Consider the following 23,334-nt stretch of genomic DNA (forward strand, 5'->3'; position numbering starts at 1 on the left):
GCTTTTGATACAGAATCACCGTTGGCTATTCTGATTTCAATTCAAAATCGATTGTGTTTTCTCCTGCCGTAACTTTCTTGATTAATTCTGTCTGAGAATTGTATCTGGCAGGAATGGGTTCTTTTTTACCTTTCTGGTTAGAGGTGGTTACAGGTCTTCTCTTGGTCACATCACCATCAGACTCTACGGGAGGACTGGCAATGTCGAGTGTTTCAGACATATCAACGTTTGCAAAATCCGTATCCCCATCAATTTCTTCGTCCAGCTCATCTGGATCGCGGGATGTTATTTTAACTTTGTGGCTGCCTACGATCGCTCCCCTGGAATTTCCCAGGTAGGTGAGATCATATTTTCCGAGTTCGTCAGTTCGTCCCGAAGAAGGATTCCCTTCATCCGGTACAAAAACAATAATGGCATTTGAAAGTGGCTCGCCATCCATGGTGATAACTCCAGAGACGCTGCCAAGAACAACATCGTTTCCACCCGTGCAACCCAGGCTGCAGGAAGTTAAAACGACCATGAAGAGATTCCATGGCATTTTAGAAAAGTAGCTCATCGTTTTCCTCTCAGACCTGGACTGCTTGAGGGAATTATTTCGAGGTTATCTGGTGGTAGTCAGAAATCCCGGTTTCACAAATCTGGATGTGAAACCGGGAGAAGGAAACTCAATTATTAAAGGTCTGTTAGAACTCACCAATGACATTTTTGTCGTTGATGGCAGCCAGATAAACCAGCGTGTCACCATTGATATTTTCACTGATGAAGCGTACACTGCCATCACCCAGTAAGAAGTGGCAACCGCCTGCGTGCGAACTGCTTAAAGACCAGGCATACCTCAGGCCATCATTGTTGTTGATGCCGTTGATGAGGTAGATCGTAGAAGGATCGGGTGTCGCAGTTGCTCCCTGCCACGTACGCACCAGAGCAGCATGGTAAGGCCAGTTGGCGACATTTCCTGCTGACGAGTGAACATAGCCCTGTGCACCAATCCAGATGGCTCCTGAACCACGGTCTTCGGTGGTTCGTTCACCGACCATAATCACATTGCTGGCACCATCGGTAAAGTTTTTCAATCTATTGATGTTGTGGTAATTAAACGCGCCCGTGTAGCAGCTCCCTGCTGTGTTGCCGGGTTTGATATTACAGGGGGAGAAAAGTGCCGGGTAGTTTGACTTACCCCAGGATCCGATATTGGTGTTGAGTCCTTCCATTGGGTCGGAAGGGCAGTTAAACACAGGGATTACTGTTTTTACCAGAGACAACTGTGCGACAGTTCCCGTGGGAGTTCGCCAGGGTTCATTCATGTTAATCTTGTTGTAGACGGTTGCCTGATCCAGGAAAGGTAGAATCATGGCACTCCAGGCGAGGTAATTTTCCCCGCCAGCGGGGTCATAAGTTGTATTCCGTATGTTCTCAATATGCATCGGAGGGAACGTACGATGTGTGTCGTGATAGTTGTGTAATGCGAGTCCAATTTGCTTCAGACTGTTCTTACAGGTACTTCTGCGGGCTGCTTCTCGTGCCTGTTGGACAGCGGGTAACAGCAGAGCAATCAGAATCGCAATGATCGCAATCACGACCAAGAGTTCAATCAGGGTGAAACCCCGTTTTTTTGTGAGTCGTCTCATCTTCACCTCCGGCATTAGTTAGAGAAATAAGAGAAATGATAGCCATTCCCCACTCTCATCCGGCCTTTAAGCGAATCGAAAACGGTAATGCGCACAAAACTAAGAAAGCTGTTGAGATAAAATCTGCGCACAGACAAAATTCAGTTAGCTGTAAAGAGCGACTTTAGTTAATTCAGATAAGAGTAAGAAATATGAATTTTATAACGACGAAATTAACTACCAGAATTAGTAGATTAAGTCTCACAGATTTAATGGCGAATGCCAGCTAGAGTTGTTCGAAAAGACATGTCTCATTAAAAGCCAGATAATTAATTTGTCAACATGTTTCTATTTGTATTTATCGAATATTTCAGCTGGAAAATGAAGAAAAATTCATATCTGCAGCGATATACTATGGTTATGGGAAAAGAAATTCTTTAAAAAATAATAGAAATAGCGAAACATTAAGGGCGATTCAGTGTTGTCGTTCATCACTGTACTCTGATGAAGTAAAAGTGGAGGCGAATCACGCTCGTTGCAGACGGGAAAATCATATCCGTCTGCAACGGAATGGTTTCTCAGTCTTCGATACCAAGTCGAAACATTTCTAAAGATCCAATACTTATTGACGCATACCAGCTTGATGATCACCCGGCACTGTTGTTCAATCAGAGTCTCCCATCGTTTTCTCAAGATGGATCATTTGTAGTGAGAGCATCGAAGTTTTGCACTGGAATTGGAATGCAAGACACGACCGATTTTCAAAGCCGGAAAAATAAAGAGGATCAGATAATGAATCAAAGTCGCCTGCGTCATCCTGTTGTATTCGTCGTTCTTGTATTTATTGTATTACCCGTCAACATTCTGCTGGCGGGAGAAGATCTAAACTCAACCGTGACAGAATCGGGAACAATTGAACGTGTTTTGCGATTGCCCTCAAGTAAGAATAATCCCCGGAACAGTGAAGGGGATTTTATCACTCTGAAAGATGGACGCATTCTGTTTGTCTACACTCATTTCACGGGAGGCGCTGCAGATCACTCTTCTGCGTATCTGGCGGGCCGTTATTCATCTGATGGCGGTAAGACCTGGACCCAGAAAGATGAGACGATCATCGAAAATGACGGCAAGCAGAACATCATGTCGGTCTCACTGCTGCGGTTGCAGGACGGACGAATCGCTTTGTTTTATGCCCGCAAAAATTCGCTGCATGATCTGTTGCCTGTCATGCGCATCAGCGCAGATGAGGGAGCTCACTGGAGTGAACCGATTGAGATCATTCCTCAACAAGAGGTCGGCTATTATGTCTTGAATAATGATCGTGTTGTGCAGTTGAAGAATGCTCGGATTGTAGTGCCGCTGGCGCTGCACCAGAATCTGCCTGGATCAGATCGATTTAATCCGAATGCAAAATTTCTCTGCTATTACTCTGACGATCAGGGAAAAACCTGGCAGCGTGGAAACAAAGTTGCTGTCGAAACGCAGCCGAGTGGCAAGCAGCCTTACATGCAGGAACCCGGCTTGATTGAACTCAAAGATGGGACGTTAATGGGGTTCTGCCGTACGAATGGAGGCAGTCAGTATGTCGCGTTTTCTAAAGATGACGGTCAGACATTTTCAGAACTGAAACCGTCAAATATGATCTCGCCTGTTTCACCCGCCTCCATTGAGCGCATTCCGTCGACTGGTGATTTACTGCTGGTCTGGAATAATCACCAGGGAATCGACGCCAAGTTGCGCGGTAAGCGAACGCCGTTATCACTGGCCATTTCCAAGGACGAAGGTAAGACGTGGCAGCAGATTCAGAACATCGAAACCAATCCGAATGGCTGGTACTGTTACACGGCGATTGAGTTCACAAAAGAGGGCGTACTACTGGGGCACTGTGCCGGCGATCGCACGAAAAATAATGGGCTGGCAGAATCACAAATCACTCTGGTTCCCCTGTCTGTCATCTACGCGAAATAAGTTAATCAGAAAAAGTGTCCGCATCTAACAGGAATGAACCCGATAGTACCAGAAAAGGAACCGATCTGATTGATCTCTGAAATAGAGCTTGAATTCGTCGAATGAATCAGGGAAACTGATTTTAAAGAGAGTTAAATAATCCCCGCAGAATTCATTCCTCTTGCCCTTTCCCGGAGTCAACTGATGAAATCATTGCCCCTTTCTCGTCGTGGTTTTTTAGGTACCGCTGTTGGCAGTGGACTGGGGATGCTCTCATTGAGCCAGCTAATCAACGCAGGACTGCCGACTGTGAAGGACCCGCGCGCTACAGACGGTGATTCGCGATTTGAACCCGACTGGGAAGAACGCCTTTCTATTTCCGTTGGTCCGAAATCAGGAGACATTATCGGTACGGGTGACAAAGCGCTGCAGGCGGCGATTGACTACATCACGGGTAAAGGGGGAGGCACGGTCCGCCTGCTGCCCGGTACCTTTACGCTGCGAAATGCGTTGCATCTGCCATCGAAGATTCGGTTGCAGGGAAGTGGACCGGAGACGATCATTACAAAAGGGGCCTCAGAAACGGTGGCGCTCTCAGAAGATTCGGACTGGTATGATCAGGAGATCACGCTGGAGAAGTCAGCGGGCTTTCAGGTCGGCGATGGGGTGGTCCTGGTTACGAAGAACCCGAGTACCGGCAGTCGGGAGGTCATTAAACGCACGCTGGTGGCACGTTCCGGAAACCGGTTCAAGTTAAACGAAGGGCTCCGCAAAAATTTGTGGCTTTCCGGCAAGCCCACAGTGTCATCTCTGTTTCCGTTATTAACCAGCGAATACACGAAAAATGTCCTGATCGAAAATCTGACGCTGGATGGAAATCGGGAAAACAATACCAATCTGAATGGCAACTACGGTGGGTGTATTTTTCTGCAGGACTGCAATCGTTACACGATTCGCAATGTGACCACGCGGAATTACAACGGGGACGGAATCAGCTTTCAGATCTGTCACGATGTCAAAGTCGAAAACTGTCACAGCCACGACAATGCCGACCTGGGAGTCCACCCCGGTTCCGGCTCACAGCGACCATTGCTTGTGAACAGTCGCTTGGAGAATAATCACATTGGCTTGTTCTGGTGCTGGGGCGTGAAATATGGCCTGGCTGAAAAGAATCAGTTGAAAGGGAACGACATCAGTATTTCGATCGGCCATAACGATACTGATAACGTGATGCGCGAAAATGTCATCCGGGACAGCAACCAGGTGGGCATTCTATTCCGCAATGATGTCCGTGGGAAAAATTTCTGGGCAAATCGGAATACGGTGGTCAAGAATCAGATCATCAACAGTGGAGCCGCAGATGGGGTCGCCATTGATGTGACCGGCAAGACTTCCGATCTGACGATTACGGATAACGTCATCAGGGAAGAACGCCAGCCTATGCAGCGCACCGGGATCCGCATTGGACCCGATGCGGGCACGGTCTTACTAGCCGAGAATCAGATTCAAGGGTTCATGAAATCGGTCGATGACCAGCGACCGACGACCTGAGCATTCTGATTCCGGATGGATCGGAGTGCGTGGTCTGGAGTTTTTCTGTCGGATTACTTGTCTGTGTTATTTCTCTGCGGTGATTTCTTCCGACTTCATCACTTTGCCGATCTGCTTAACGGCCTGTCGCAATCGCTGTGAGTTTTCGACGATCGCCATCCGCAGGTAGCCTTCGCCGTCTTCACCAAACCCGCGTCCGGGGCTGACTGCGACGCCCCCTTCATCCAGCAGTTTCATTGCGAAATCGATCGATCCCATCTGAGCCCAGGGTTCCGGGATTTTGGCCCAGACGAACATGCCTGCTTTGGGACGTTCAATCTCCCAGCCCAGGCGCTCCAGTCCACTGCAGAAGACATCGCGTCGCTGTTGATACTCGGCAGCAATACTGTCTACGGCAGCTTCACAATGCCGCATGGCGACGATGGCGGCAATCTGTACGGGCTGGAACAGACCATAATCGTAATAACCTTTGATGGTCGCGAGGGCACGCACCATTTCGGAATTTCCAGAGCAGAAACCGATACGCCAGCCAGCCATGCTGAAACCCTTACTCATGGTCGTGAATTCCACGCCGACTTCAGTCGCACCGGGGGTCGCCAGAAAACTAGGTGCTTTATAACCATCAAAGCAGATATCGGCGTAGGCAAAGTCGCTGATGACCAGGAACGAATACTTGCGTGCCAGTCGAACCAGTTCCACATAAAAGTCCTGTTCAATGACCGTGGCACTGGGATTGTGTGGAAAATTCACGACCACCACACGCGGTTTCGGATAAAGATGCTCGCAGGTGTAAGCAATGTTTGAGAGGAACTGATCGGGTTGCCGTACATCCAGCTCAATGACGTTGCCAGCAGCCAGCATGACAGCATACACATGTACTGGAAAAGAGGGGGAAGGTACGATTGCAGTATCTCCCGGCCCCATTAATGCCAGACACAAGTGGCTGAAACCCTCTTTGGATCCGATGCAGGTGACGACTTCCGAATCCGGGTCGAGGCGGACGCCATATTTTTTCCAGTAGCGGGACGTCACTTCTTTTCTCAGATTGGCAATCCCGTTGGCGACGGAATAGCGGTGGTTCCGCGGGTCAGCGACGGCTTCAGTCATCTTCTCAACAATCAGCGGGTCCGGAGGATCAGTCGGGTTCCCCATCCCCAGATCAATCACATCCACGCCCGCCACACGTTTCTGGTATTTCAGTTTATTGATTTTTCCAAAAAGGTAAGGGGGTAAACGCTTTACTCGTTCAGCGACGGGGATGGTAAAGCCGTCATCTGAAGAAGGAACTTCCGATTCGCCACGCATAATGAAAAGACTGCCTGTAATACAAGGAATATTTGTCGACTATCGGTCAGGGCTTCAAATTCGCTCCAGAAGCGGGATTTGGCCTGACCGAAACCATTTTACGCGATCACAACAAAAAATGCGCCTGATGAATCCGACATATTTTTCTCAGATCGATCAGGACATAAAAAAACGTGTGTCAGTAAATCAGGACTGACACACGCTAAGTCTATCTGGTTCTCGATTTCAGTCGTGAAATTACCGGGGAGAGCCGTTCAGTCCCAGTGTCGGGCTGGGACCGCCTGACTGACCTGGCTGACGGTTGCTGAAGTTTGTGCCCGAAGTCTGCGAGACACCACCGGTCGTCGAACCAGTGATATAGTTGTCGACGCGGGTCTGTTCTTTCAGTTTGGCAAACACGCGGGCAACCGCTTCCTGAGTCTGTTCTTCAGTCAACTGGTCAACCAACTGATTTTCCACTTCTTTAATGCTGTTCACGATAGGCTCGGTCCGGCCTTCGCAAAGCAGAATTGCATAGCGGCTGAGTCCGATCTGCACGATTCCGGAGACTTCTCCTTCTTTGAGTTTGAAGGCGGCTTTCCAGAGGCTTTCATTTTCGGAAAACTGTGGAATTGGCTGAATGGCACCACCCAGAGCGCGGCTGTTTGGCTCGATTGAGTATTCCCGGGCCTGCCGTTCAAAGTCACCTGGGTTCTTTTTAACATCATCCCAGACTTTCTGAGCCCGGCCCAGGTTGTCCATCATGATCATGCGAGCCTTCACGCGTGGGCCGTAATCCCGGACGAAGGCTTTCTGCACCTGCTCCGGGGTCAGCTTCGTGCGCTGTCCGGCCAGTTTTCGCAGTGCCAGCATTGGCCAGATCACATTGCGGCGATACTGGTTGGGATTCATTTTGCGCTCCGCCTGCAGCATTTCATACCAGGTTTTGGTATCCAGGTTAAAGCGTTTGGCGATCTTTTCTACTTCGGCGTGAACTTCTGCCTGTTCGACGTTAATGCCGGCTTTCTGGCAGGCCTGTTCGATAATCGCCCGGTTGATCACATTTTCCAGAACTTCAGGTCCATATAAGGCGATGCACTCGCGGGCCAGTTCATCTTCACTGATCACCACACTGCCGACTTTGGCAACAGGCTGAGTACGAGCAGCTGGCTGATTTCCGGAAATACGGACCGTACCCGCTGATTTGTCTTCTCCAGCGGCTCCCGTTTTGGCGTTGAATGTCTGGAACAAGAGCACGCCAGCTAGTAGCACCAGTCCTGTACCGGCTGCGAAAAACATAATTTTTCGATTTGAGTTTGTCTTGGCTTTGGTCGCATGCGGGTTTGGGAATGGGTCGCCCATTGTTTAAAATCTCCATGTTTTGTATCCGACGCGGGGGAATCATGTGATTGCCTGATTTCAGCCACCAGCGTTTTGTGCTGGTTGTGACGATCCGGGTTGGGGTCTTTTGATCGTCAGGCAGCGATTCCGATTCGGTGTGAAACAAACAACCTCGGAGCCGCTAATCACGTTGATACTTTATCGTCAGAAGATTTACGAAACTTCCATGTCTCAAGCTCTACCATAAGAGCGCGGCGGAAATGTAAAACTTTCAACAAAACAGGTCAACAGCAATTTATGGACCCTGCTATCTGTATACATGCAGGGGACTCATTTTGGCTCTCCTGGTACGGAAAAACGCTGCGGATACTGTTTTTTTGGGATTATTTGATCCCCAGGCTGCTCAACTACGTTCTCCAGATATGCATTGCCTTCAAAGGGATTGGCTCAGCATGAAGATTCAGAACTGGAAGCGAGCCCGATTTGTAATTATTCAGCAGGTCGGTGTTTTCTTTGATTGCGATCAAAGTTGAGAGAGGGTTACAATCAGGATACAGGCAGCCCGGCTGTCGGCATTTCCCAGTTGCGCCATGCAGGCAGACTCAATCAGGCAGATCAGACGAACAGATCAGATTCAACAATCAGCAGTAACAGAGACGAGGGACATCAATATGGGATTCTGGATGGATAAACTGCGAGCCGAACTCGTAGATATTATTGAGTGGATCGATGATTCGAAACATACCATGACCTGGCGGTTTCCCCGTTATCAGAATGAAATCAAAAATGGCGCACAACTGATCGTCCGCCCCGGGCAGATGGCTTTGTTCGTGCACCGCGGACAGGTGGCCGACGTGTTCGAGCCAGGGCATTACGAGCTCAAAACCGATAACCTGCCGATCCTGGCGACACTGCAGGGCTGGAAACATGGTTTCAACAGCCCTTTCCGTTCGGAAGTCTATTTCGTCAATACCACACAAATTACCGACCTGAAATGGGGGACCCCCAATCCGATCATGCTTCGCGACCCGGAGTTCGGTCCGATTCGTTTACGGGCCTTTGGGAATTATTCACTCAAAGCCAATGATCCACGAATCCTGGTGAAAGAACTGGTGGGCACCAATGCGGAGTTTCATTCAGAAGAAATCAACGAACTGTTACGCTCAATCATCAACAGTTCGTTCGCCGATCTGATTGGGGAGTCAAAATATGCGGCACTGGATCTCGCCTCGAAATACACCGAGATTTCCACTGAACTGAAAAAAATAGTTAATGAACGAATCGATGATGAATATGGTCTGGAGACCCCGCAGTTATTGATCGTGAATATTTCCCTGCCGGAAACGGTGGAGAAAGCACTGGATACTCGCACCAGTATGGGCGTGATTGGAGATATGAACAAGTTCCAGCAATTTCAGATGGGACAGGCGATGCTCTCTGCTGCTGAAAACCCTGCCGGGGGAGGCGCAGCTGACGGAATGGGACTGGGGATGGGGTTTGCGATGGCGAATCGGATGATGCAGTCTCCCGGAATGGGGGCACCCGGTCAGATGACACCACCGCCACCACCACCGGCAGCCTGGCACATCGCCGTAAATGGTCAGTCACAGGGACCGTATTCTCTCGAACAGATTTCACAGGGGATCGCCGGGGGGCAGATCACCGATCAGACCCAGGTCTGGTCAGCCGGAATGTCAGGCTGGTTGCCCGCGAGTCAGGTGCCTCAACTGACAGGTTACTTTCAGGCGACACCACCGCCACCGCCACCGGCTGGTTAGTCGAACATGGTTCCTGTATACATTGATGACATGAACGCGATACCAATAGTGAAATCAGACTGCCCCGGGCAGAGAGACCAGAGGCTGGTGTTTGCGTGAGGGTCGCACATATTATCACTCGTATGATTATCGGCGGCGCGCAACAGAATACGCTTTATACGGTCGAAGATCAGTATCAGGATTATCAGGATGAAGTGGTCCTGATGACTGGCCCCACCGATGGTCCGGAGGGCACCCTCATTCCCCGCGCGGAACAGGGGGGCTTTGATCTGCAGATCCTCCCCCATCTGACGCGCAGTATCAGTCCGCTGAATGACTGGCGTGCTTATCGGGAACTGATTGCAGCGCTGCGGAACTATCAACCTGATCTGGTTCACACGCACAGTTCCAAAGCAGGCATTCTGGGACGGGCCGCCGCCTGGAAACTGAAACTGCCGACCGTACACACGATTCATGGTGCCGCCTTTCATTTTGGCCAGTCCCCGGTTAATTATCATGCTTACATCGCTGCAGAGAAGTGGGCGTCCCGGCGTTGTGATCGGCTGGTCAGCGTCTGTGATGCCATGACCGACCAGTACGTCGCCGCAGGGATTACAACCAGAGATCGCTGCGACACCGTCTATAGTGGTATGGAAGTGGAACCGTTTCTCACGCCATCGCGACCACCGGAAGAAATACGTCGTGAACTGGGAATTAAACCGGGGCAGATCGTGATCGGTAAAGTGGCGCGGCTGTTTCATCTCAAAGGACACAAATATCTGATCGAAGCCGCGAAGCAGGTTGTCGCTGCTCAGCCTGAGGTCCGTTTCTTACTGATTGGTGATGGCATTCTTCGAGCGGAATTCGAATCACGGATTGCCGCGCTGGGACTGTCGGAGCATTTTATTTTCGCCGGACTGGTGCCCCCCGAACGGGTACCGGAATTGATTCATGCGATGGATATTGTCGTACACACCAGTGTCTGGGAAGGACTGGCCCGCGTGTTGCCTCAAGGTTTGATCGCCGGTAAGCCCGTGGTTTCCTATGATGTGGACGGGGCGCGCGAAGTGGTGATTCCCGAGGAAACCGGTTATTTACTGCCTCCCGAATCGATCGAGCCACTGTCGCAGGCGCTCATTGAACTTGCCGCGGATCCCGAGAAACGACGTCGGTTCGGCGAGACAGGTCGCGAACGGTTTACCGATCAGTTCCGTCATCAAACCATGACCCGCCGATTACGCGAAATTTATCAGCGGGTCCTGGATGAACGTAAGACAGATTAAGGGCGATTGTCCGATTTACTCCTGAATCAGGACATTCACTCCTTTTTTATTGGACAGGATAATATCGGGGCGGCCATCGCCGTTCATGTCTGCCATCGAAAACTGGGTGCCCACGCCCGTGTCATTGCCGGCTTCAATTTTGTGCGGAATGATTTCCGGTGCGGCATTTTTGTTACGTTTGATTTCGTACCAGTACATCACGACCGGTTCTTTTCCACCCGGGTCTTTGCCGTTGTGGGCATAGAACCGTTTACCGGTGACCATGTCCCGCTGTCCGTCGCCATTCATGTCTATGAAGTGCATGGCATGTGTCTGGGAATAACTTTTATCAATCAGGTGTGCTTTGAACTTTGGCTCATCTCCCCCAGTGAGATTTTCAAACCACCAGACGCCAAATTCATGGGCAGAACTGCCGATGATGTCGTTATCCCCATCCATGTCGAGATCTTCCACATGCAGGTCAGCCATTTTTTCTGAGGGCTTTGAGCCATTCACGCTGAGGGTAAAGGGGTGAAATTCCCACAGGCTTTCTCCCAGCACTTCCGGGGCTTCCCACCAGCCATTGGGGATCAGTACATCCTGTCGACCATCCTGATTGAAGTCACCGACTCCCAGCCCATGGTAATATTTGAACGTTCCATTTTGCATTGGATCGCCGGCTTTGCTGATGGGTGTGAAGGTCCATTTTTTATCGGCCAGATCGGTAGAGGGGATTTCCAGGTAGCCCATCTGCTGTTCGGGTTGAGATCCAAAAATCAGTTCCGGTTTACCATCACCAGTCAGGTCAGCGAACTGTGGTGACTCATTACAGATACTGTGCCAGATCAGGTGTTCTTTCCAGTGTCCAGATTCGTTCTTGGGGTTTTCATACCAGTAGAATTCTTTGCCGGGAAAGCTGACGTAAATGAAATCAGTCCAGCCATCCTGGTTGATGTCGTAAGCAAAATTACAGAAGCTGTCACTGTAGCCCACACCGGCAACGAATTTTCCCGGTGTGCGAACCTCGTGCATTTTCCAGTCGGGGGCTTCGTACCAGACATCGCCGGCAATCACATCCATCTTGCCATCTTTATTCACGTCGGCGGCCGCAGAACCTTCTGAACGGAAGGCGGCATCCAGTTGCTGGCGCTGCCAGGTTTCACCGGCGGAAAGTGACAGCGGAGCAGTCAGCAGAGTCAGCAGCGCCAAGACTGAGGCACAATTCAGTCGATGGTAGATATGATGTTGAATGTTCATTTATGAGTTCCTGTTGTTAACTTGCGAACGCGGTAAGTTTCACTGTCTCCAATATAGACATTCCCGTTTGGCCCCACATACACGCCATGCGGGCGCGCCATACGACAGTGGGCTGGATCACCATCGGGACCATCCCCTTTTTTGCCGTCTCCAACAGCCGTCTCAATCGTGCCATCTTTTTTACGGATGACGCGAATCGTATGGCTTTCCGTATCAGCCAGATAAATATCGCCATTCGGGGCGACAGAAATTCCTTTCGGGCCGGATAGAGTCGCTTTTTCAGCGGGGCCACCATGTCCCGTATATCCTTTTTTACCAGTGCCGGCGATGTGATGTAAAGTCTGATCATCCAGATCGATGCGATATACCTTATTTCCTTCACGCAATGCGAGATACAGAGAGCCCTTGCCGGAGCCATCGGCGAAAAAATCCAGTGCCCGTGGTCCGTTCAGGGGAGTGCCTTCGACTTTCGCACCATCGGGAGTCGCCTTGCGTTCACCCGTACCAGAAAATGTGCTGACGATGCCTGTTTTTAAATCGACCCGGCGAATACGGTGGTTGCCGATATCGCAGATGTAGAGATTATCGTTATTGTCCAGAGCGATCGAGTGGGGACGCGAGAACGTGGCTTTCGTTGCAGGGCCACCATCCCCGGAGAAGCCCTTTTCGCCTGTGCCGGCAACGGTGGAGATCTGACCGGTTTTCGCATCGACGCGGCGAACGATGTTATTGATCATTTCAACAAAATACATATTGCCTGCTTTATCGAAGCGAACTTCATAAGGCTCACTAAGCTTTGCTTCCAGAGCCGGTCCACCATCGCCACTGTAGCCTTTTTTACCGGAGCCAGCGACTGTCGAGATCTTCCCCGTTTTTTCATCGATACGACGGATGACGTGGCTTTTGATTTCGCAGACATATAGTGCGCCATCCGGTCCCAGAGTCAGGCCATAGGGTTCGCCGACCTGGGCTTTCACTGCGGGACCACCATCGCCGGTATGGCCGACTTTTCCCGTGCCGGCAATCGTCTTGACGGTTTGTGCAGAAACAGACGTTGTCAACAGGCTGAGCAGCAGGACTGCAGGTAACATCAATCGGTGCATGTTGTTTTTCCAGATGAAGAGTATTTTTATTGTTGAGGAAGATCGTCAAATGGTCGTTCCGGATCATCGTGTTTAAAGATCAGATAGCGGCCTGCGTTCGGATTCTGCTTTAACAGTTTTTCCGGCGAGACCAGCGACTGCGCTTTGGTCTGCTTATCGATCGCCAGTATTTTAACACCTTCTGGATGATCTTGCTGCTTGAAAAACTGTTCAAGCATAATATTGCCAGGTTTGCCATCCGCGTCCAGTATGACCACATATTCCGCGGAGGGTTGCGGTACAAACGGACGTTCCTCGGCACAGCTCTGAAAGATAATCAGGCACACGGTTAGCAGGCTCAGAGGATAGAAATACGAGTCAGTGAGACGCATTTAATGCACGCCTCCCATCTCGGTTTCCAGCTTGTCTTTGTTGTTGAAAAGAATATTACTGTCCATGGGACCAAACCAGCCAAGCTGGAATTTTTTGGGGTCTCCTCCATAGGCAGATGTTCCTGTTCCCGACATCACGGCTGACGTCACGCGACCATCTGCCCAGCCGATATTCGCCACAGTCCCCGTATGTCTAAAATGAATAGACGGGTCGGGACGATATGTTGATTCTTGATAAGTGGGAGGCGAGCCCCAGTTGTCAACAAAGAAAGGGGGTTCGATAAAGCTGTATTCAATGATGTGTAAATCAGGAAAGCCTTGTGCTAATGCTGCGTCAGAAAATGCGACAGTCCGAGCAAGGCTGCCGATCTCCCGCATGTTCGTGGCTACCATGTTGTTGGTAGGATATGTGTATTTCCAGGACGTTCCACCCAGATAAGCTTGATTGTACCCATAGCCTCCGGTTCCCCCTTCAAAAGCATTGGGAACGGTTGCGTGTGCGGCAAAGTTACCAAACGTAGGGCATTTTTTAATACTAGTACTTTGTTCGAGGAAGGGAGCCAATGGTCCCAGGTGCGCCTGAAATTTAGTGGTTGCGTCATTTGTGGTTCGTTCCCCATGCCAGCGTTTTTTGCCTCCAAAGCCATCATGGTGGTCGGCTGCAGCGCGTGGCCAGTAACCGCCGTTGGAATCGGCATACATATGACAGGCCAGAACAATCTGTCGCAGGTTATTCTTACACTGGGCCATCCGGGCTGATTCGCGTGCCTGCTGAACAGCTGGGAGCAGTAATGCGACCAGAATTGCAATAATGGCGATGACGACCAGGAGTTCAATCAGGGTAAAACCACGTTTGCGGAGCGTTCTGGTATGCTGCTGGGCGATCAGTGGCGAGGCAGAGGGAGGATTCGAAAAAAACATTCTGTAGGGCTACTTTGTGGTTAGAGTGAAGCGTTGCAGGTGAATAACATCACTCAGCATTCTAACCATTCGCCGTCTTCACTGTCTTGTCAGTCAACGGACTTCAAGTGTGGTAAACCACATTTTTACCGAAAAAGCAGTCTGAAAGTGAACGTTTTCGGAAATTATTCTGTCGCCGCGTCTGCCTGATTTTGCTTTGCGATGATTTCGCGTTCTTTTTTCAGGCACATGGTGATGAAAGTTCCCGAGATCACGGCCTGGGCGATCAGATAGACCAGAATCTGTGGTCCATTTAGGATAATACAGGCGCCGAAGGCAATGACGAACAGCGTAATCAGACGTGCTTTCAAGCTCATGGACTGGACCTTACTTTATTTCGAAGAAAGGAATCTCTTGTCTTTGGTTACACAAAGTATAGTCCTGTATGATACATTGATCAATTCAGATTTGATATAGCCAGAGAACCAGCAATGTGTTTTCTGGAAAACAGACAGTCTTCAGGAGACCCGGAGTAGAAATCACCATGACGGATGTTGCAGAAATTCAGGAATACCTGGGACACCTCGCGCCCCCGGATCTGGCAGAGAGCTGGGATAATGTCGGTTTATTAACGGGTGACCCGGCACAACCAGTCAGTCGAATTCTTACCTGCCTGACGTTGACTCCGGATGTGGCTGCAGAAGCGATTTCAGGAAAAGCAGACCTGATCATCAGTCATCACCCGATCCTGTTTCGCCCGATACAACAGATTACATCGAATACTGTAGAAGGCAAAATGCTGCTGGACCTGATCCAGGCGAATATTTCTGTTTACAGTCCCCACACGTCGTATGACAGTGCCGAACAGGGCATTAACTGGCAACTGACTCAATTACTGGGACTGGAAGACGTGGGAATTCTCAGGCCTCTGAATTCCAGTTCGGATCCAAACCTTCCGGAGCAGGGGGCAGGCCGCTTCGGCTCTCTGCCGGCGGAATTCACGCTCGCGCAGGTGAATCAGTTAATCAAACAGGCTCTCAAGATCGACGCGCTGCAGTTTGTGGGAGATCCAGAAATGAAGGTGACAAGGGTCGGCATTGCCTGTGGGGCCGCTGCGGAATTTCTGGGGGATGCACATCAGCATGAATGCCAGGTCCTGTTGACTGGCGAAGCTCGGTTTCATGCCTGTCTCGAAGCCCGTTCACTCGGAATGGGGCTGATTTTACCTGGCCACTATGCGACTGAGCGTCCAGCGATGGAGCAGATGGCAGAGTTGCTGCAGCAGAAGTTTTCTGAGTTGAAGATCTGGGCGAGTCAAAAAGAGACAGATCCGCTGCAATGGGATTGTGAAGCCGAGTGAAAAGGAGTGAAATCAGTGAATCAGGGGCGATTTAGATGTCTCTATGTATATTCCACACTGGTTGCCATTGACCTGATCGGCAGATTTCGCCATTATCCCCCCTCTCTCAGTCGTAAAGATCCTCATTTTTGACACGCTCTCTGAACACCGTTTGGTTTTTGAGTGTCACAATCTGTAACAACCAGCTCACATAAGACTTAAAAAATTTCGATGTCCAAAGTGAAACCCAACCGTTTTGAAGCAGAACGGATTAAAAAATTAGAGAAAATACAGTCACTCGGATTTGATCCCTGGGGTCAGCGGTTTGACGGCCATATTCCGATCGCTGATGCACGTACCCAGGCTCCCGAAGCTTCCGGCGAAGATGGGGAAGAAGTACGAATCGCGGGTCGTATCATGCTGCGTCGTAAAGCGGGAAAGCTTCGCTTTTATGATATCAAGGACTGGACCGGCAAAATCCAACTGCTCTTTTCCCGAGGCGATCTGACCGAAGCCCAGTGGGAACTGATGGGAACTCTGGATCTGGGCGACCTGATCGGCATCGATGGCTGTCTGCGACGAACCGAGACAGGCGAGATTTCCGTCTTCGTCAAAGAACTGACCGTACTCTGTAAATCCCTGGCACAGCCTCCGGAAAAACATCACAGCGTTAAAGATGTCGAACTGTTATTGCGACAGAGGTCACTGGATCTGATCTATACCGAGGGCGTGCTGGAAAAGATGCTCAAGCGGAGTCAGATTATTGACTCGGTCAGACAGACACTCCGCAACCACAAGTTCGCAGAAGTCGAAACACCGGTGTTGCACGCCGTCGCTGGTGGCGCCGCCGCGCGTCCTTTTACTACGCATCATAATACGCTCGATATCGAGCTCTACATGCGAATTGCCCTGGAACTGCATCTCAAGCGATTGATGGTCGGCGGGATTGAACGCGTGTATGAAATCGGCCGCGTCTTCCGCAATGAAGGAATTGACGCGACGCATAATCCCGAATTCACGATGATCGAAATCTATCAGGCTTACGGTAACTATGAAACGATGATGGATCTGACCGAAGCCATCGTCACCGACGCCGTCAAAACGATCAGCGAAACGATGGAACTTCCCTGGGGCGATGAGGAAACGATTGATTTCAGTGGTCCCTGGGAACGGAAAAAATATCTCGATCTCGTCAGAGAACATGCGGGCTGTGATCCTGCTGATCCGGCTGCCGTTGCGGCAGTGGCAAAACAGCATGGGATTGAAACCGAAAATGTGCATCCCGATGTGGTTCTGAATGAAGTTTTTGAAGCCACCTGCGAAGAACACCTGATCGGGCCGGTCTTCGTCATTGATTACCCCGCTTCGATCTGTCCGCTCACCAAGCGGAAGCAGGATGATCCTAACATTGCCGAGCGGTTCGAACTGTTCGTCAAAGGGATGGAACTGGCGAATGCCTACACAGAGTTAAATGACCCGCTGCTGCAGGAAGAACTATTCCAGACACAACTCTCGGGGCTTTCGGATGAAGACTCGATGGCGAAGATGGATACAGATTTTATTAAAGCGTTAAAGGTTGGTATGCCGCCGGCTGGAGGCCTGGGAATCGGGATCGACCGTCTTGTGATGTTGCTGACGAACAGTCACAGCATTCGCGACGTCATCTACTTCCCACTGCTTCGACCCGAAGGACAGCCGTCACAGCCTGAGTAAACCATGGATGTATCCGGCAATCAACCTTATGATTGTCGATAGAAAATCAGCCAAAGGATTGGCCGTATGTACAAATCACTGCTTTGCCTGCGTTATTTGAGAACCCGGTATATTGCGCTGGCCAGTATCATCAGCATGACCCTGGGTGTGGCGACCATGATTGTCGTCAACAGTGTGATGGATGGTTTCAGTACGGATATGCGAACCCGTCTGCGAGGCATCCTGGCGGATGTGATCGTGGAAACCAATTCGCTGGATGGCGAACCCATTACCAAAGATATCAAAAACAGCATCCAGCGTGCTGTCGGAGATGATATCGAAGGGATGACGACGACCGTCGAAATTTACGCCATGCTCAGTGTGCAGTACGGTTCGCAGTGGCAAAGCAAGCCGGTAACTTTGATCGGCATTGATCCTGCCACCAAAGCTACTGTAGGCCCGCTGGCACAATATCTGGAACACACCAACGACAATGATGTTCCCAACTGGGAACTTTCGCCGGAAGCGATGGCCTACCGTAAAGAATGGACCACGCGTGCCCAGTGGATGGTCGATCGTTGGAATCACAATCCCCCGGCTTTAGAAGAGAACGAACAGGTTTCATTCGAAGAGTCTGCCGAGTCGAAAGAGCCAGTGCCGGCCCCGAAATTTGCCAATGATCCAGGAACGGCCTCGCCCTTTGATCAGGCACCGAAACCTAAAACAACCAACAAAGCAAACCCGAATGCCGATCCATTCAGCGGAGACCTGAAAGTATCCACTTTCGAGGAAAAGGTCCAACAGGATCCCAGCAGCCCACTGAAGGGGCGTGTCTATATCGGGTATGGGCTGGTGAGTTTTCCTTATGAAGATCCGGAAACCGGCAAGACGGAAATGTTCCAGATTGTCAAGCCGGGTGATGATGTCAAAATCAGTACGGTGACCGCCGGGCAGCCACCAGAACCGTCACACTTTAATGCCACGGTCGTTGATCTGTTTAAGAGTAACATGAGCGAGCATGACAGCAGCCTGGTATTCTGTAATCTCGAATACCTGCAGGAAATGCGTGGCATGATCAGCGACCCTGAAAGCGGGGAGAAATCGATCACGTCGATTCAGATTAAGCTGAAGCATCCGGAAGACGCCGCCATGGTCGTCAGTAAGTTGGAAAAAGCCTTGCCCGCAACTAAGTTTCGCGTGCGGACCTGGGAAGACAAGCAGGGGCCTCTGCTGGCCGCCGTCGAGGTGGAGTCTGCAATCCTGAATGTGCTGTTGTTTCTGATTATTGCGGTTGCCGGTTTTGGAATCCTGGCGATTTTCTTCATGATCACAATCGAAAAAACACGCGACATTGGCGTTCTCAAAGCATTGGGTGCCAGCTCAAACGGCATCATGTCCATCTTTCTGTCTTACGGACTGGCCCTGGGGCTGGTGGGCAGCGGTGTCGGTGTGATTGTCGGTCTGCTGTTTGTGCGATATATCAATGAAATCGAAAAAGCGATTACCTGGATCACCGGGCGGAAGGTGTTCGACCAGCGTATTTATTACTTCCCCGAAATTTCGACGCATGTGAATCCGATGATGGTCTTCTGGGTTGCCCTCGGTGCGATGGTGATCGCCGTCCTTGCCAGTATTTTACCAGCAAGAAAAGCTGCACGGTTCCATCCGGTGGAGTCACTGCGTTACGAGTAAGGTTCTCTGATCCAGAACCGTTTTTGAAATACGGAAAAGTATCAGCCACAGTTGTTTTCCCGTTTATGTTGAGTATGAATTCATGACTGAGACCCTATCCATGCCTCATCCACAGTTAGCGGCGGTTGCCATCGAGAAGGCTTATCGAAAAGATAAGCACAAAGTCCCCGTTCTGCGGGGCATTGATATGGAAGTTCAGAAAGCTGAGTTTCTGTCGATTGTGGGGCAGTCCGGGTCCGGGAAAAGTACGTTGATGCATCTGTTTGGGCTACTGGATTCGCCCGATATTGGAGAAATTCATCTGGAAGGCCAGCGGATCGATGATCTGCCCGACCATGCGCGAGATCAGATTCGCAACCGGGTATTCGGCTTTATTTTCCAGTTCTACCATCTGCTGCCCGAATTGAATCTGCTGGAAAACGTACTTTCTCCGCTGATGATTCGATACTCGACATGGGAATACTGGAAGCAGAAAAAGCAATTTCGGCAGGACGCTTTGGAGATTATCGAAAAAGTAGGCCTGTCACATCGAATCAAGCACCGTCCGTCAGAAATGTCAGGTGGAGAAATGCAACGGGCCGCCATTGCCCGGGCCCTAATTGCCAAGCCTCAGATCCTGCTAGCTGACGAACCTACCGGAAATCTGGATAGTAGTACCGGGAAAGAGATTATGGACCTGCTGACCAACTTGAATGAGCAGGAACAGCTGACTATCATCATGGTGACGCACGACAATTCGATTGCCGCCAAGGCGCATCGAACGGTTCGTTTACTGGAAGGTCAGATTGAGGTTCTGGGGAAATCCCACGCCGCTTCCGTTCCCGCTTAGTGACAAACGATCAGCGTACCGCTGCTGGTTTGAACCACTGTCGCCTGCGTTGTGTCAATGGCGTATGCCGTTGCTCGTGATGCTTCTGACTGAAATGGATTTCACCGAATTCAACGTCGGATTAATCTTCCGCCAAAACCAGCCAGCCGTGCCTCGGCCTATTTTGAGAATGGTACCAGATTCCAATGTCGCTCCAAGTTTATATTGACGGAAAACTGCTTCCTAAGGAAGAAGCAAAAATCAGTGTATTCGATCATGGTCTGCTGTATGGTGACGGCGTCTTCGAAGGCATTCGCGTCTACAATAAAAAAGTGTTTCTCATGCAGGAGCACATTGACCGCCTCTATGAAAGCGCCCTGGCGATTCGCCTGGAGATTCCTCTGGCGAAGGAGGAAATGGTTTCGGCCATCAACGAAACTGTGGCTGCCAACAAGATTGAGAATGGCTACATCCGACTGGTGATCACACGTGGAGCCGGCTCTCTGGGACTGGATATCCGCCGGACCAGCAATCCGCAGGTCATCATCATTGCGGACAATATCTCCCTCTACGATCCGCAGTTGTATATCGATGGCCTGAAAATCATCACGGCTGCTACAATTCGCAATCATCCAGCGGCATTGTCTTCCCGGGTGAAGTCGCTCAATTATCTGAACAATATTCTCGCGAAGATTGAAGGCACCGATGCCGGCTGCATTGAGGCATTGATGTTAAATCATAAGGGCGAAGTCGCGGAATGCACGGGCGACAATATTTTTATTGTGAAAAATGGTGTGTTGAAAACCCCGTCCGTGGATGCAGGGATTCTGGAAGGCATCACTCGTAATGCGGTGATCAGCCTGGCTGAGAAGTCAGGAATCACCGTCGATCAGTCGCCATTTACCCGACACGATATTTTCGTAGCTGACGAATGCTTCCTGACTGGGTCAGCTGCGGAAGTGATCCCTGTGGTAGAACTGGATGGTCGCCAGATCGGGACCGGCAAACCGGGGCCGATGACGTTAGATCTCAATGAAAAATTCAAACAACTGACGCGGGAATAGCAGTGGTTCAATTCGTGCTGTGATCAGCGATGAGCGGAATTCGGCCTCCGATCTGAATGCCTGTTGCATGAGCCTTTTCCTGTGATACGATAAGAATTTACCGATTGCTGCGACCGGTTCGCACTCCCGGTGTGTTTATTCTCTCAGCGAAATGAATTTGATCTGTCCCGTCTGGAAACCTGTTCATGCGAATTTCAACACCTGCTGCTGTCGGTATTCTATGTGTTTTCCTGCTATTGCTGTGTGTGACTGGCGCGCAGGGCGAACCAGCCAGTAATACGGCTCCCGATGCGAAAAAAGATCCCCAGGCGGTCAAGCAGGCATTAGCGGAATTCAATTCCCTGATTGGTGGCTGGCGTGGCGTCGGGATGATCAAACGCAACTCGCGTAAAGGGGCCTGGTCCGAAAATGCAGAGTGGATCTGGAAATTCAAACCCGGGACCGCCAGCATTGCCTATGAGATCACCGATGGGAAATTCCTGAAATCGGCAACACTCAGTTATGATCCAGGGCAGAAGCATTATCAGCTTGCTACCGTTCTTCCGGATGGAACAAACCGCGATTATGTGGGGACATTAAATAAGGATACGCTCGTTTTGGAATCAGCCCCTGATCCGGAAGGTGATATCTATCGGATCTCAATTCGCCGCCTGAATGAGAAACGGACCCTGGTGCTGTTTGAACAGCGTAATAAAGGGCAATCATTTTATTACAGGCTGGCAGAAGTAGGATATACCCGAGAAGGGACACGACTTGCCGATCCCGGGAGTGGTGGCCCTGAGTGTATTGTGACTGGAGGTGCGGGCACGATTCAGGTCAGCCATCAGGGAAAAACGTATTACGTCTGCTGCAGCGGCTGTAAACAGGCTTTCGATGAAGATCCGGAAACTTATATTGCGGAAGCAAAACAGAAAGCGGAAGCCCGCCGGAAGCAGAAGTCGAACTAAACCAACCTGGCGTTAAGCAGGATCCCGGTTAGAAATTTTCCAGTGAAGAACCGAGTTCACCCGATGTTTTATCTTCGGGAGCTTCTTCCAGAATGACTTCTGTTTCAGCCAGATCCGTACGAGGCAGGGGAATTCGTTCTCCCGTTGCCGATTTTTTTGACATCGGATTCAGCCACTTGGGAAGTCGTGAAAAGCGGGATGGTTCTTCCGCTTTGGTTTGCAGAATGGCCGGTTCAAGTTCTACCGGTTGCTGTTGAGAGACATTTTGCACCGGAGTCGCCTGTCTGTCTTTTTTCGTATAAAATTCCAGCCCGAAAAAAGGTGAGCGGCTGTTACTGTCCATCTGGAACCATTTGTTTCCCAGACCCTGACATCCCGACTGTGTACAGAATATGAGCATTAAGATGCATAATACCCTGGTTAATCTTAGCCCGTTCATTGGTTGACTTATTCCATCCTTGTCCAAGTCAAATACTCTTTGCTGTGTTGATGACCGAAATCTGAAACAGCTCTCTAGAGAGCATCACATTTAACGATCGCGTCTCTCAATCTAATCTACTCAGGCCCAACAGCCCTGGAAACACTACAGTAAAACTGGACACAGTCTAATCTGTGGCTGAACTGGATTTCGTCCTTTATCGTCATCGGCTGAATCTAAAGTCAGAATTCCTGTTTTTCCCGGTTCTATAAAACTTGCAGGGAAATACTCCGTCGCAGAACGATTTATCTTTCCAGTTTGCCGGTTTACTCCTGTGCGGTTTCTTCAGAGCGTCGGATTTCGATTTCTTCTTCCGATTCAACAGGAGGCTCACTCTGTTTGGGTACGCCTCGAAATGCGAGTTTACTTGTGATCGGCGCGTCAGTTCCCATCTGGCAGCCAGTCCAGGTCATGACGCACATTAGAGAACTACAGACAGCAAGGTGTAATTGTTGACGCATTGGGATTCCCTTCCCAGTAAATATGAACAATACCCCCTACGATTTTCGGGTGCGTTTCATAGCAGGAAACGTCTTACAGGTGAAGAGCGTTTTTCGGATCCATGGTATCCAATTCATATTTTCAACCGGTTTTTCAAGACTCGCTCCAACCATGTTGCCGATTCGCCCCGTGTTGACTTACTGCATCTTTGACTTAACTGAATATCATGAAACAGGTTACGTATAGTCTGCGGTTTCAGGTCCCAGGCGTGTTGCTTTTTTACCTCAAGTGGTTGTGCCCCGTTTCAGAGTGGTGCCGAAAATATTCTAACTGGTCTGATATTTCTATCTCCCTTTACGACAAGCACTTACGATTCTGATTCTGAACAGTTTGTAAAAAAAGATTTACGGTTTGGTCCCTTTGGTATTCAGCTTGCTTTACATCCCTTTATCAACTTGGAAACACAAACAACTCGATGCAAACTTTTCATAAC

At 50.1% G+C, this 23,334-nt stretch carries 21 protein-coding genes; 10 read left to right on the forward strand and 11 right to left on the reverse strand.

The genetic code is table 11. The annotated features are described in order from the left end of the window. Positions 1–25 precede the first annotated feature (25 nt). Together ACN0YH_RS27080 and ACN0YH_RS27085 are read right to left on the reverse strand one after the other, a co-directional pair. Positions 26–556, reverse strand: a complete 531-nt coding sequence (locus ACN0YH_RS27080) for a carboxypeptidase regulatory-like domain-containing protein (RefSeq protein ID WP_417382731.1) — start codon at positions 554–556, stop codon at positions 26–28. Positions 557–683: 127 nt separating this feature from the next. Next, positions 684–1,628, reverse strand: a complete 945-nt coding sequence (locus tag ACN0YH_RS27085) for a DUF1559 domain-containing protein (protein ID WP_417382732.1) — start codon at positions 1,626–1,628, stop codon at positions 684–686. 771 nt (positions 1,629–2,399) lie between these two features. Here ACN0YH_RS27085 and ACN0YH_RS27090 point away from each other — a divergent pair. Beyond that, positions 2,400–3,575: a sialidase family protein gene (locus tag ACN0YH_RS27090; protein ID WP_417382733.1), complete on the forward strand. Its 1,176-nt coding sequence runs from the start codon at positions 2,400–2,402 to the stop codon at positions 3,573–3,575. Between the two features lie 183 nt (positions 3,576–3,758). Continuing rightward, the gene (locus ACN0YH_RS27095; protein ID WP_417382734.1) at positions 3,759–5,105 is read left to right on the forward strand and encodes a right-handed parallel beta-helix repeat-containing protein; all 1,347 of its coding nucleotides are present in this window, start codon (positions 3,759–3,761) and stop codon (positions 5,103–5,105) included. Positions 5,106–5,171: 66 nt separating this feature from the next. Here ACN0YH_RS27095 and ACN0YH_RS27100 read toward each other — a convergent pair whose 3' ends face one another. After that, positions 5,172–6,410 carry an aminotransferase class I/II-fold pyridoxal phosphate-dependent enzyme gene (locus ACN0YH_RS27100; protein WP_417382735.1) on the reverse strand — a complete coding sequence of 413 codons (1,239 nt, stop codon included), beginning with the start codon at positions 6,408–6,410 and terminating at the stop codon, positions 5,172–5,174. Between the two features lie 237 nt (positions 6,411–6,647). Continuing rightward, positions 6,648–7,751 (reverse strand): peptidylprolyl isomerase, encoded by a 1,104-nt coding sequence (locus ACN0YH_RS27105; protein WP_417382736.1) that lies wholly within the window; start codon positions 7,749–7,751, stop codon positions 6,648–6,650. A 650-nt stretch (positions 7,752–8,401) separates the two neighbouring features. Between ACN0YH_RS27105 and ACN0YH_RS27110 the strand changes: the two genes are divergently transcribed. Both ACN0YH_RS27110 and ACN0YH_RS27115 read left to right on the forward strand, forming a co-directional pair. Next, positions 8,402–9,508, forward strand: a complete 1,107-nt coding sequence (locus ACN0YH_RS27110) for an SPFH domain-containing protein (RefSeq protein WP_417382737.1) — start codon at positions 8,402–8,404, stop codon at positions 9,506–9,508. A gap of 95 nt (positions 9,509–9,603) precedes the next feature. Then, the gene (locus ACN0YH_RS27115) at positions 9,604–10,770 is read left to right on the forward strand and encodes a glycosyltransferase family 4 protein (protein WP_417382738.1); all 1,167 of its coding nucleotides are present in this window, start codon (positions 9,604–9,606) and stop codon (positions 10,768–10,770) included. Positions 10,771–10,785: 15 nt separating this feature from the next. Here ACN0YH_RS27115 and ACN0YH_RS27120 read toward each other — a convergent pair whose 3' ends face one another. The 5 genes from ACN0YH_RS27120 to ACN0YH_RS27140 all read right to left on the reverse strand — a co-directional run bounded on the left by ACN0YH_RS27120 (position 10,786) and on the right by ACN0YH_RS27140 (position 14,757). Continuing rightward, on the reverse strand, positions 10,786–12,006 hold the full coding sequence (locus ACN0YH_RS27120) for an FG-GAP repeat domain-containing protein (RefSeq protein ID WP_417382739.1): 1,221 nt from the start codon (positions 12,004–12,006) through the stop codon (positions 10,786–10,788). Next, a complete protein-coding gene (locus tag ACN0YH_RS27125; protein ID WP_417382740.1) occupies positions 12,003–13,109 on the reverse strand; it encodes a hypothetical protein in 1,107 nt (368 codons plus the stop codon). Before ACN0YH_RS27125 ends, ACN0YH_RS27120 begins: the two co-directional genes overlap by 4 nt. A 26-nt stretch (positions 13,110–13,135) precedes the next feature. Then, positions 13,136–13,480 carry a hypothetical protein gene (locus ACN0YH_RS27130; protein WP_417382741.1) on the reverse strand — a complete coding sequence of 115 codons (345 nt, stop codon included), beginning with the start codon at positions 13,478–13,480 and terminating at the stop codon, positions 13,136–13,138. Next, on the reverse strand, positions 13,481–14,401 hold the full coding sequence (locus ACN0YH_RS27135; RefSeq protein ID WP_417382742.1) for a DUF1559 domain-containing protein: 921 nt from the start codon (positions 14,399–14,401) through the stop codon (positions 13,481–13,483). It abuts the gene before it with no gap. 164 nt (positions 14,402–14,565) lie between these two features. Then, positions 14,566–14,757 carry a hypothetical protein gene (locus ACN0YH_RS27140; protein WP_417382743.1) on the reverse strand — a complete coding sequence of 64 codons (192 nt, stop codon included), beginning with the start codon at positions 14,755–14,757 and terminating at the stop codon, positions 14,566–14,568. 167 nt (positions 14,758–14,924) lie between these two features. Here ACN0YH_RS27140 and ACN0YH_RS27145 point away from each other — a divergent pair, with 167 nt between their 5' ends. From ACN0YH_RS27145 to ACN0YH_RS27170, 6 genes are all read left to right on the forward strand, one after another. Further along, entirely contained in the window at positions 14,925–15,740 is an 816-nt protein-coding gene (locus ACN0YH_RS27145; protein ID WP_417382744.1) for a Nif3-like dinuclear metal center hexameric protein, read from the forward strand. A gap of 210 nt (positions 15,741–15,950) precedes the next feature. After that, entirely contained in the window at positions 15,951–17,432 is a 1,482-nt protein-coding gene (gene lysS / locus ACN0YH_RS27150; RefSeq protein ID WP_417382745.1) for a lysine--tRNA ligase, read from the forward strand. Positions 17,433–17,498: 66 nt separating this feature from the next. Beyond that, a complete protein-coding gene (locus ACN0YH_RS27155) occupies positions 17,499–19,103 on the forward strand; it encodes an ABC transporter permease (protein WP_417382746.1) in 1,605 nt (534 codons plus the stop codon). A gap of 82 nt (positions 19,104–19,185) precedes the next feature. Further along, positions 19,186–19,932, forward strand: a complete 747-nt coding sequence (locus ACN0YH_RS27160) for an ABC transporter ATP-binding protein (RefSeq protein WP_417382747.1) — start codon at positions 19,186–19,188, stop codon at positions 19,930–19,932. A gap of 185 nt (positions 19,933–20,117) precedes the next feature. Further along, positions 20,118–20,975: a branched-chain-amino-acid transaminase gene (ilvE, locus tag ACN0YH_RS27165; RefSeq protein ID WP_417382748.1), complete on the forward strand. Its 858-nt coding sequence runs from the start codon at positions 20,118–20,120 to the stop codon at positions 20,973–20,975. Between the two features lie 185 nt (positions 20,976–21,160). Then, complete coding sequence (locus ACN0YH_RS27170; RefSeq protein ID WP_417382749.1) at positions 21,161–21,922, forward strand: YHS domain-containing protein; 762 nt, start codon at positions 21,161–21,163, stop codon at positions 21,920–21,922. A gap of 28 nt (positions 21,923–21,950) precedes the next feature. Here ACN0YH_RS27170 and ACN0YH_RS27175 read toward each other — a convergent pair whose 3' ends face one another. Together ACN0YH_RS27175 and ACN0YH_RS27180 are read right to left on the reverse strand one after the other, a co-directional pair. After that, positions 21,951–22,322: a hypothetical protein gene (locus tag ACN0YH_RS27175; protein WP_417382750.1), complete on the reverse strand. Its 372-nt coding sequence runs from the start codon at positions 22,320–22,322 to the stop codon at positions 21,951–21,953. 344 nt (positions 22,323–22,666) lie between these two features. After that, positions 22,667–22,861 carry a hypothetical protein gene (locus ACN0YH_RS27180; protein WP_417382751.1) on the reverse strand — a complete coding sequence of 65 codons (195 nt, stop codon included), beginning with the start codon at positions 22,859–22,861 and terminating at the stop codon, positions 22,667–22,669. Positions 22,862–23,334 lie beyond the last annotated feature (473 nt).

The organism is Gimesia sp., assembly GCF_048262075.1.
Taxonomy (GTDB): Bacteria; Planctomycetota; Planctomycetia; order Planctomycetales; family Planctomycetaceae; genus Gimesia.

Bases quoted from the DNA above. Each gene is read 5' to 3' on its own strand.
- ACN0YH_RS27125 (WP_417382740.1), bottom strand. From the start codon at position 13,109: ATGCACCGATTGATGTTACCTGCAGTCCTGCTGCTCAGCCTGTTGACA.
- ACN0YH_RS27130 (WP_417382741.1), bottom strand. From the start codon at position 13,480: ATGCGTCTCACTGACTCGTATTTCTATCCTCTGAGCCTGCTAACCGTG.
- ACN0YH_RS27155 (WP_417382746.1), top strand. From the start codon at position 17,499: ATGTACAAATCACTGCTTTGCCTGCGTTATTTGAGAACCCGGTATATT.
- ACN0YH_RS27180 (WP_417382751.1), bottom strand. From the start codon at position 22,861: ATGCGTCAACAATTACACCTTGCTGTCTGTAGTTCTCTAATGTGCGTC.
- ACN0YH_RS27160 (WP_417382747.1), top strand. From the start codon at position 19,186: ATGACTGAGACCCTATCCATGCCTCATCCACAGTTAGCGGCGGTTGCC.
- ACN0YH_RS27170 (WP_417382749.1), top strand. From the start codon at position 21,161: ATGCGAATTTCAACACCTGCTGCTGTCGGTATTCTATGTGTTTTCCTG.
- lysS (WP_417382745.1), top strand. From the start codon at position 15,951: ATGTCCAAAGTGAAACCCAACCGTTTTGAAGCAGAACGGATTAAAAAA.
- ACN0YH_RS27135 (WP_417382742.1), bottom strand. From the start codon at position 14,401: ATGTTTTTTTCGAATCCTCCCTCTGCCTCGCCACTGATCGCCCAGCAG.
- ACN0YH_RS27105 (WP_417382736.1), bottom strand. From the start codon at position 7,751: ATGGGCGACCCATTCCCAAACCCGCATGCGACCAAAGCCAAGACAAAC.
- ACN0YH_RS27140 (WP_417382743.1), bottom strand. From the start codon at position 14,757: ATGAGCTTGAAAGCACGTCTGATTACGCTGTTCGTCATTGCCTTCGGC.
- ACN0YH_RS27090 (WP_417382733.1), top strand. From the start codon at position 2,400: ATGAATCAAAGTCGCCTGCGTCATCCTGTTGTATTCGTCGTTCTTGTA.
- ACN0YH_RS27120 (WP_417382739.1), bottom strand. From the start codon at position 12,006: ATGAACATTCAACATCATATCTACCATCGACTGAATTGTGCCTCAGTC.
- ACN0YH_RS27100 (WP_417382735.1), bottom strand. From the start codon at position 6,410: ATGCGTGGCGAATCGGAAGTTCCTTCTTCAGATGACGGCTTTACCATC.
- ilvE (WP_417382748.1), top strand. From the start codon at position 20,118: ATGTCGCTCCAAGTTTATATTGACGGAAAACTGCTTCCTAAGGAAGAA.
- ACN0YH_RS27175 (WP_417382750.1), bottom strand. From the start codon at position 22,322: ATGCTCATATTCTGTACACAGTCGGGATGTCAGGGTCTGGGAAACAAA.
- ACN0YH_RS27080 (WP_417382731.1), bottom strand. From the start codon at position 556: ATGAGCTACTTTTCTAAAATGCCATGGAATCTCTTCATGGTCGTTTTA.
- ACN0YH_RS27145 (WP_417382744.1), top strand. From the start codon at position 14,925: ATGACGGATGTTGCAGAAATTCAGGAATACCTGGGACACCTCGCGCCC.
- ACN0YH_RS27110 (WP_417382737.1), top strand. From the start codon at position 8,402: ATGGGATTCTGGATGGATAAACTGCGAGCCGAACTCGTAGATATTATT.
- ACN0YH_RS27085 (WP_417382732.1), bottom strand. From the start codon at position 1,628: ATGAGACGACTCACAAAAAAACGGGGTTTCACCCTGATTGAACTCTTG.
- ACN0YH_RS27095 (WP_417382734.1), top strand. From the start codon at position 3,759: ATGAAATCATTGCCCCTTTCTCGTCGTGGTTTTTTAGGTACCGCTGTT.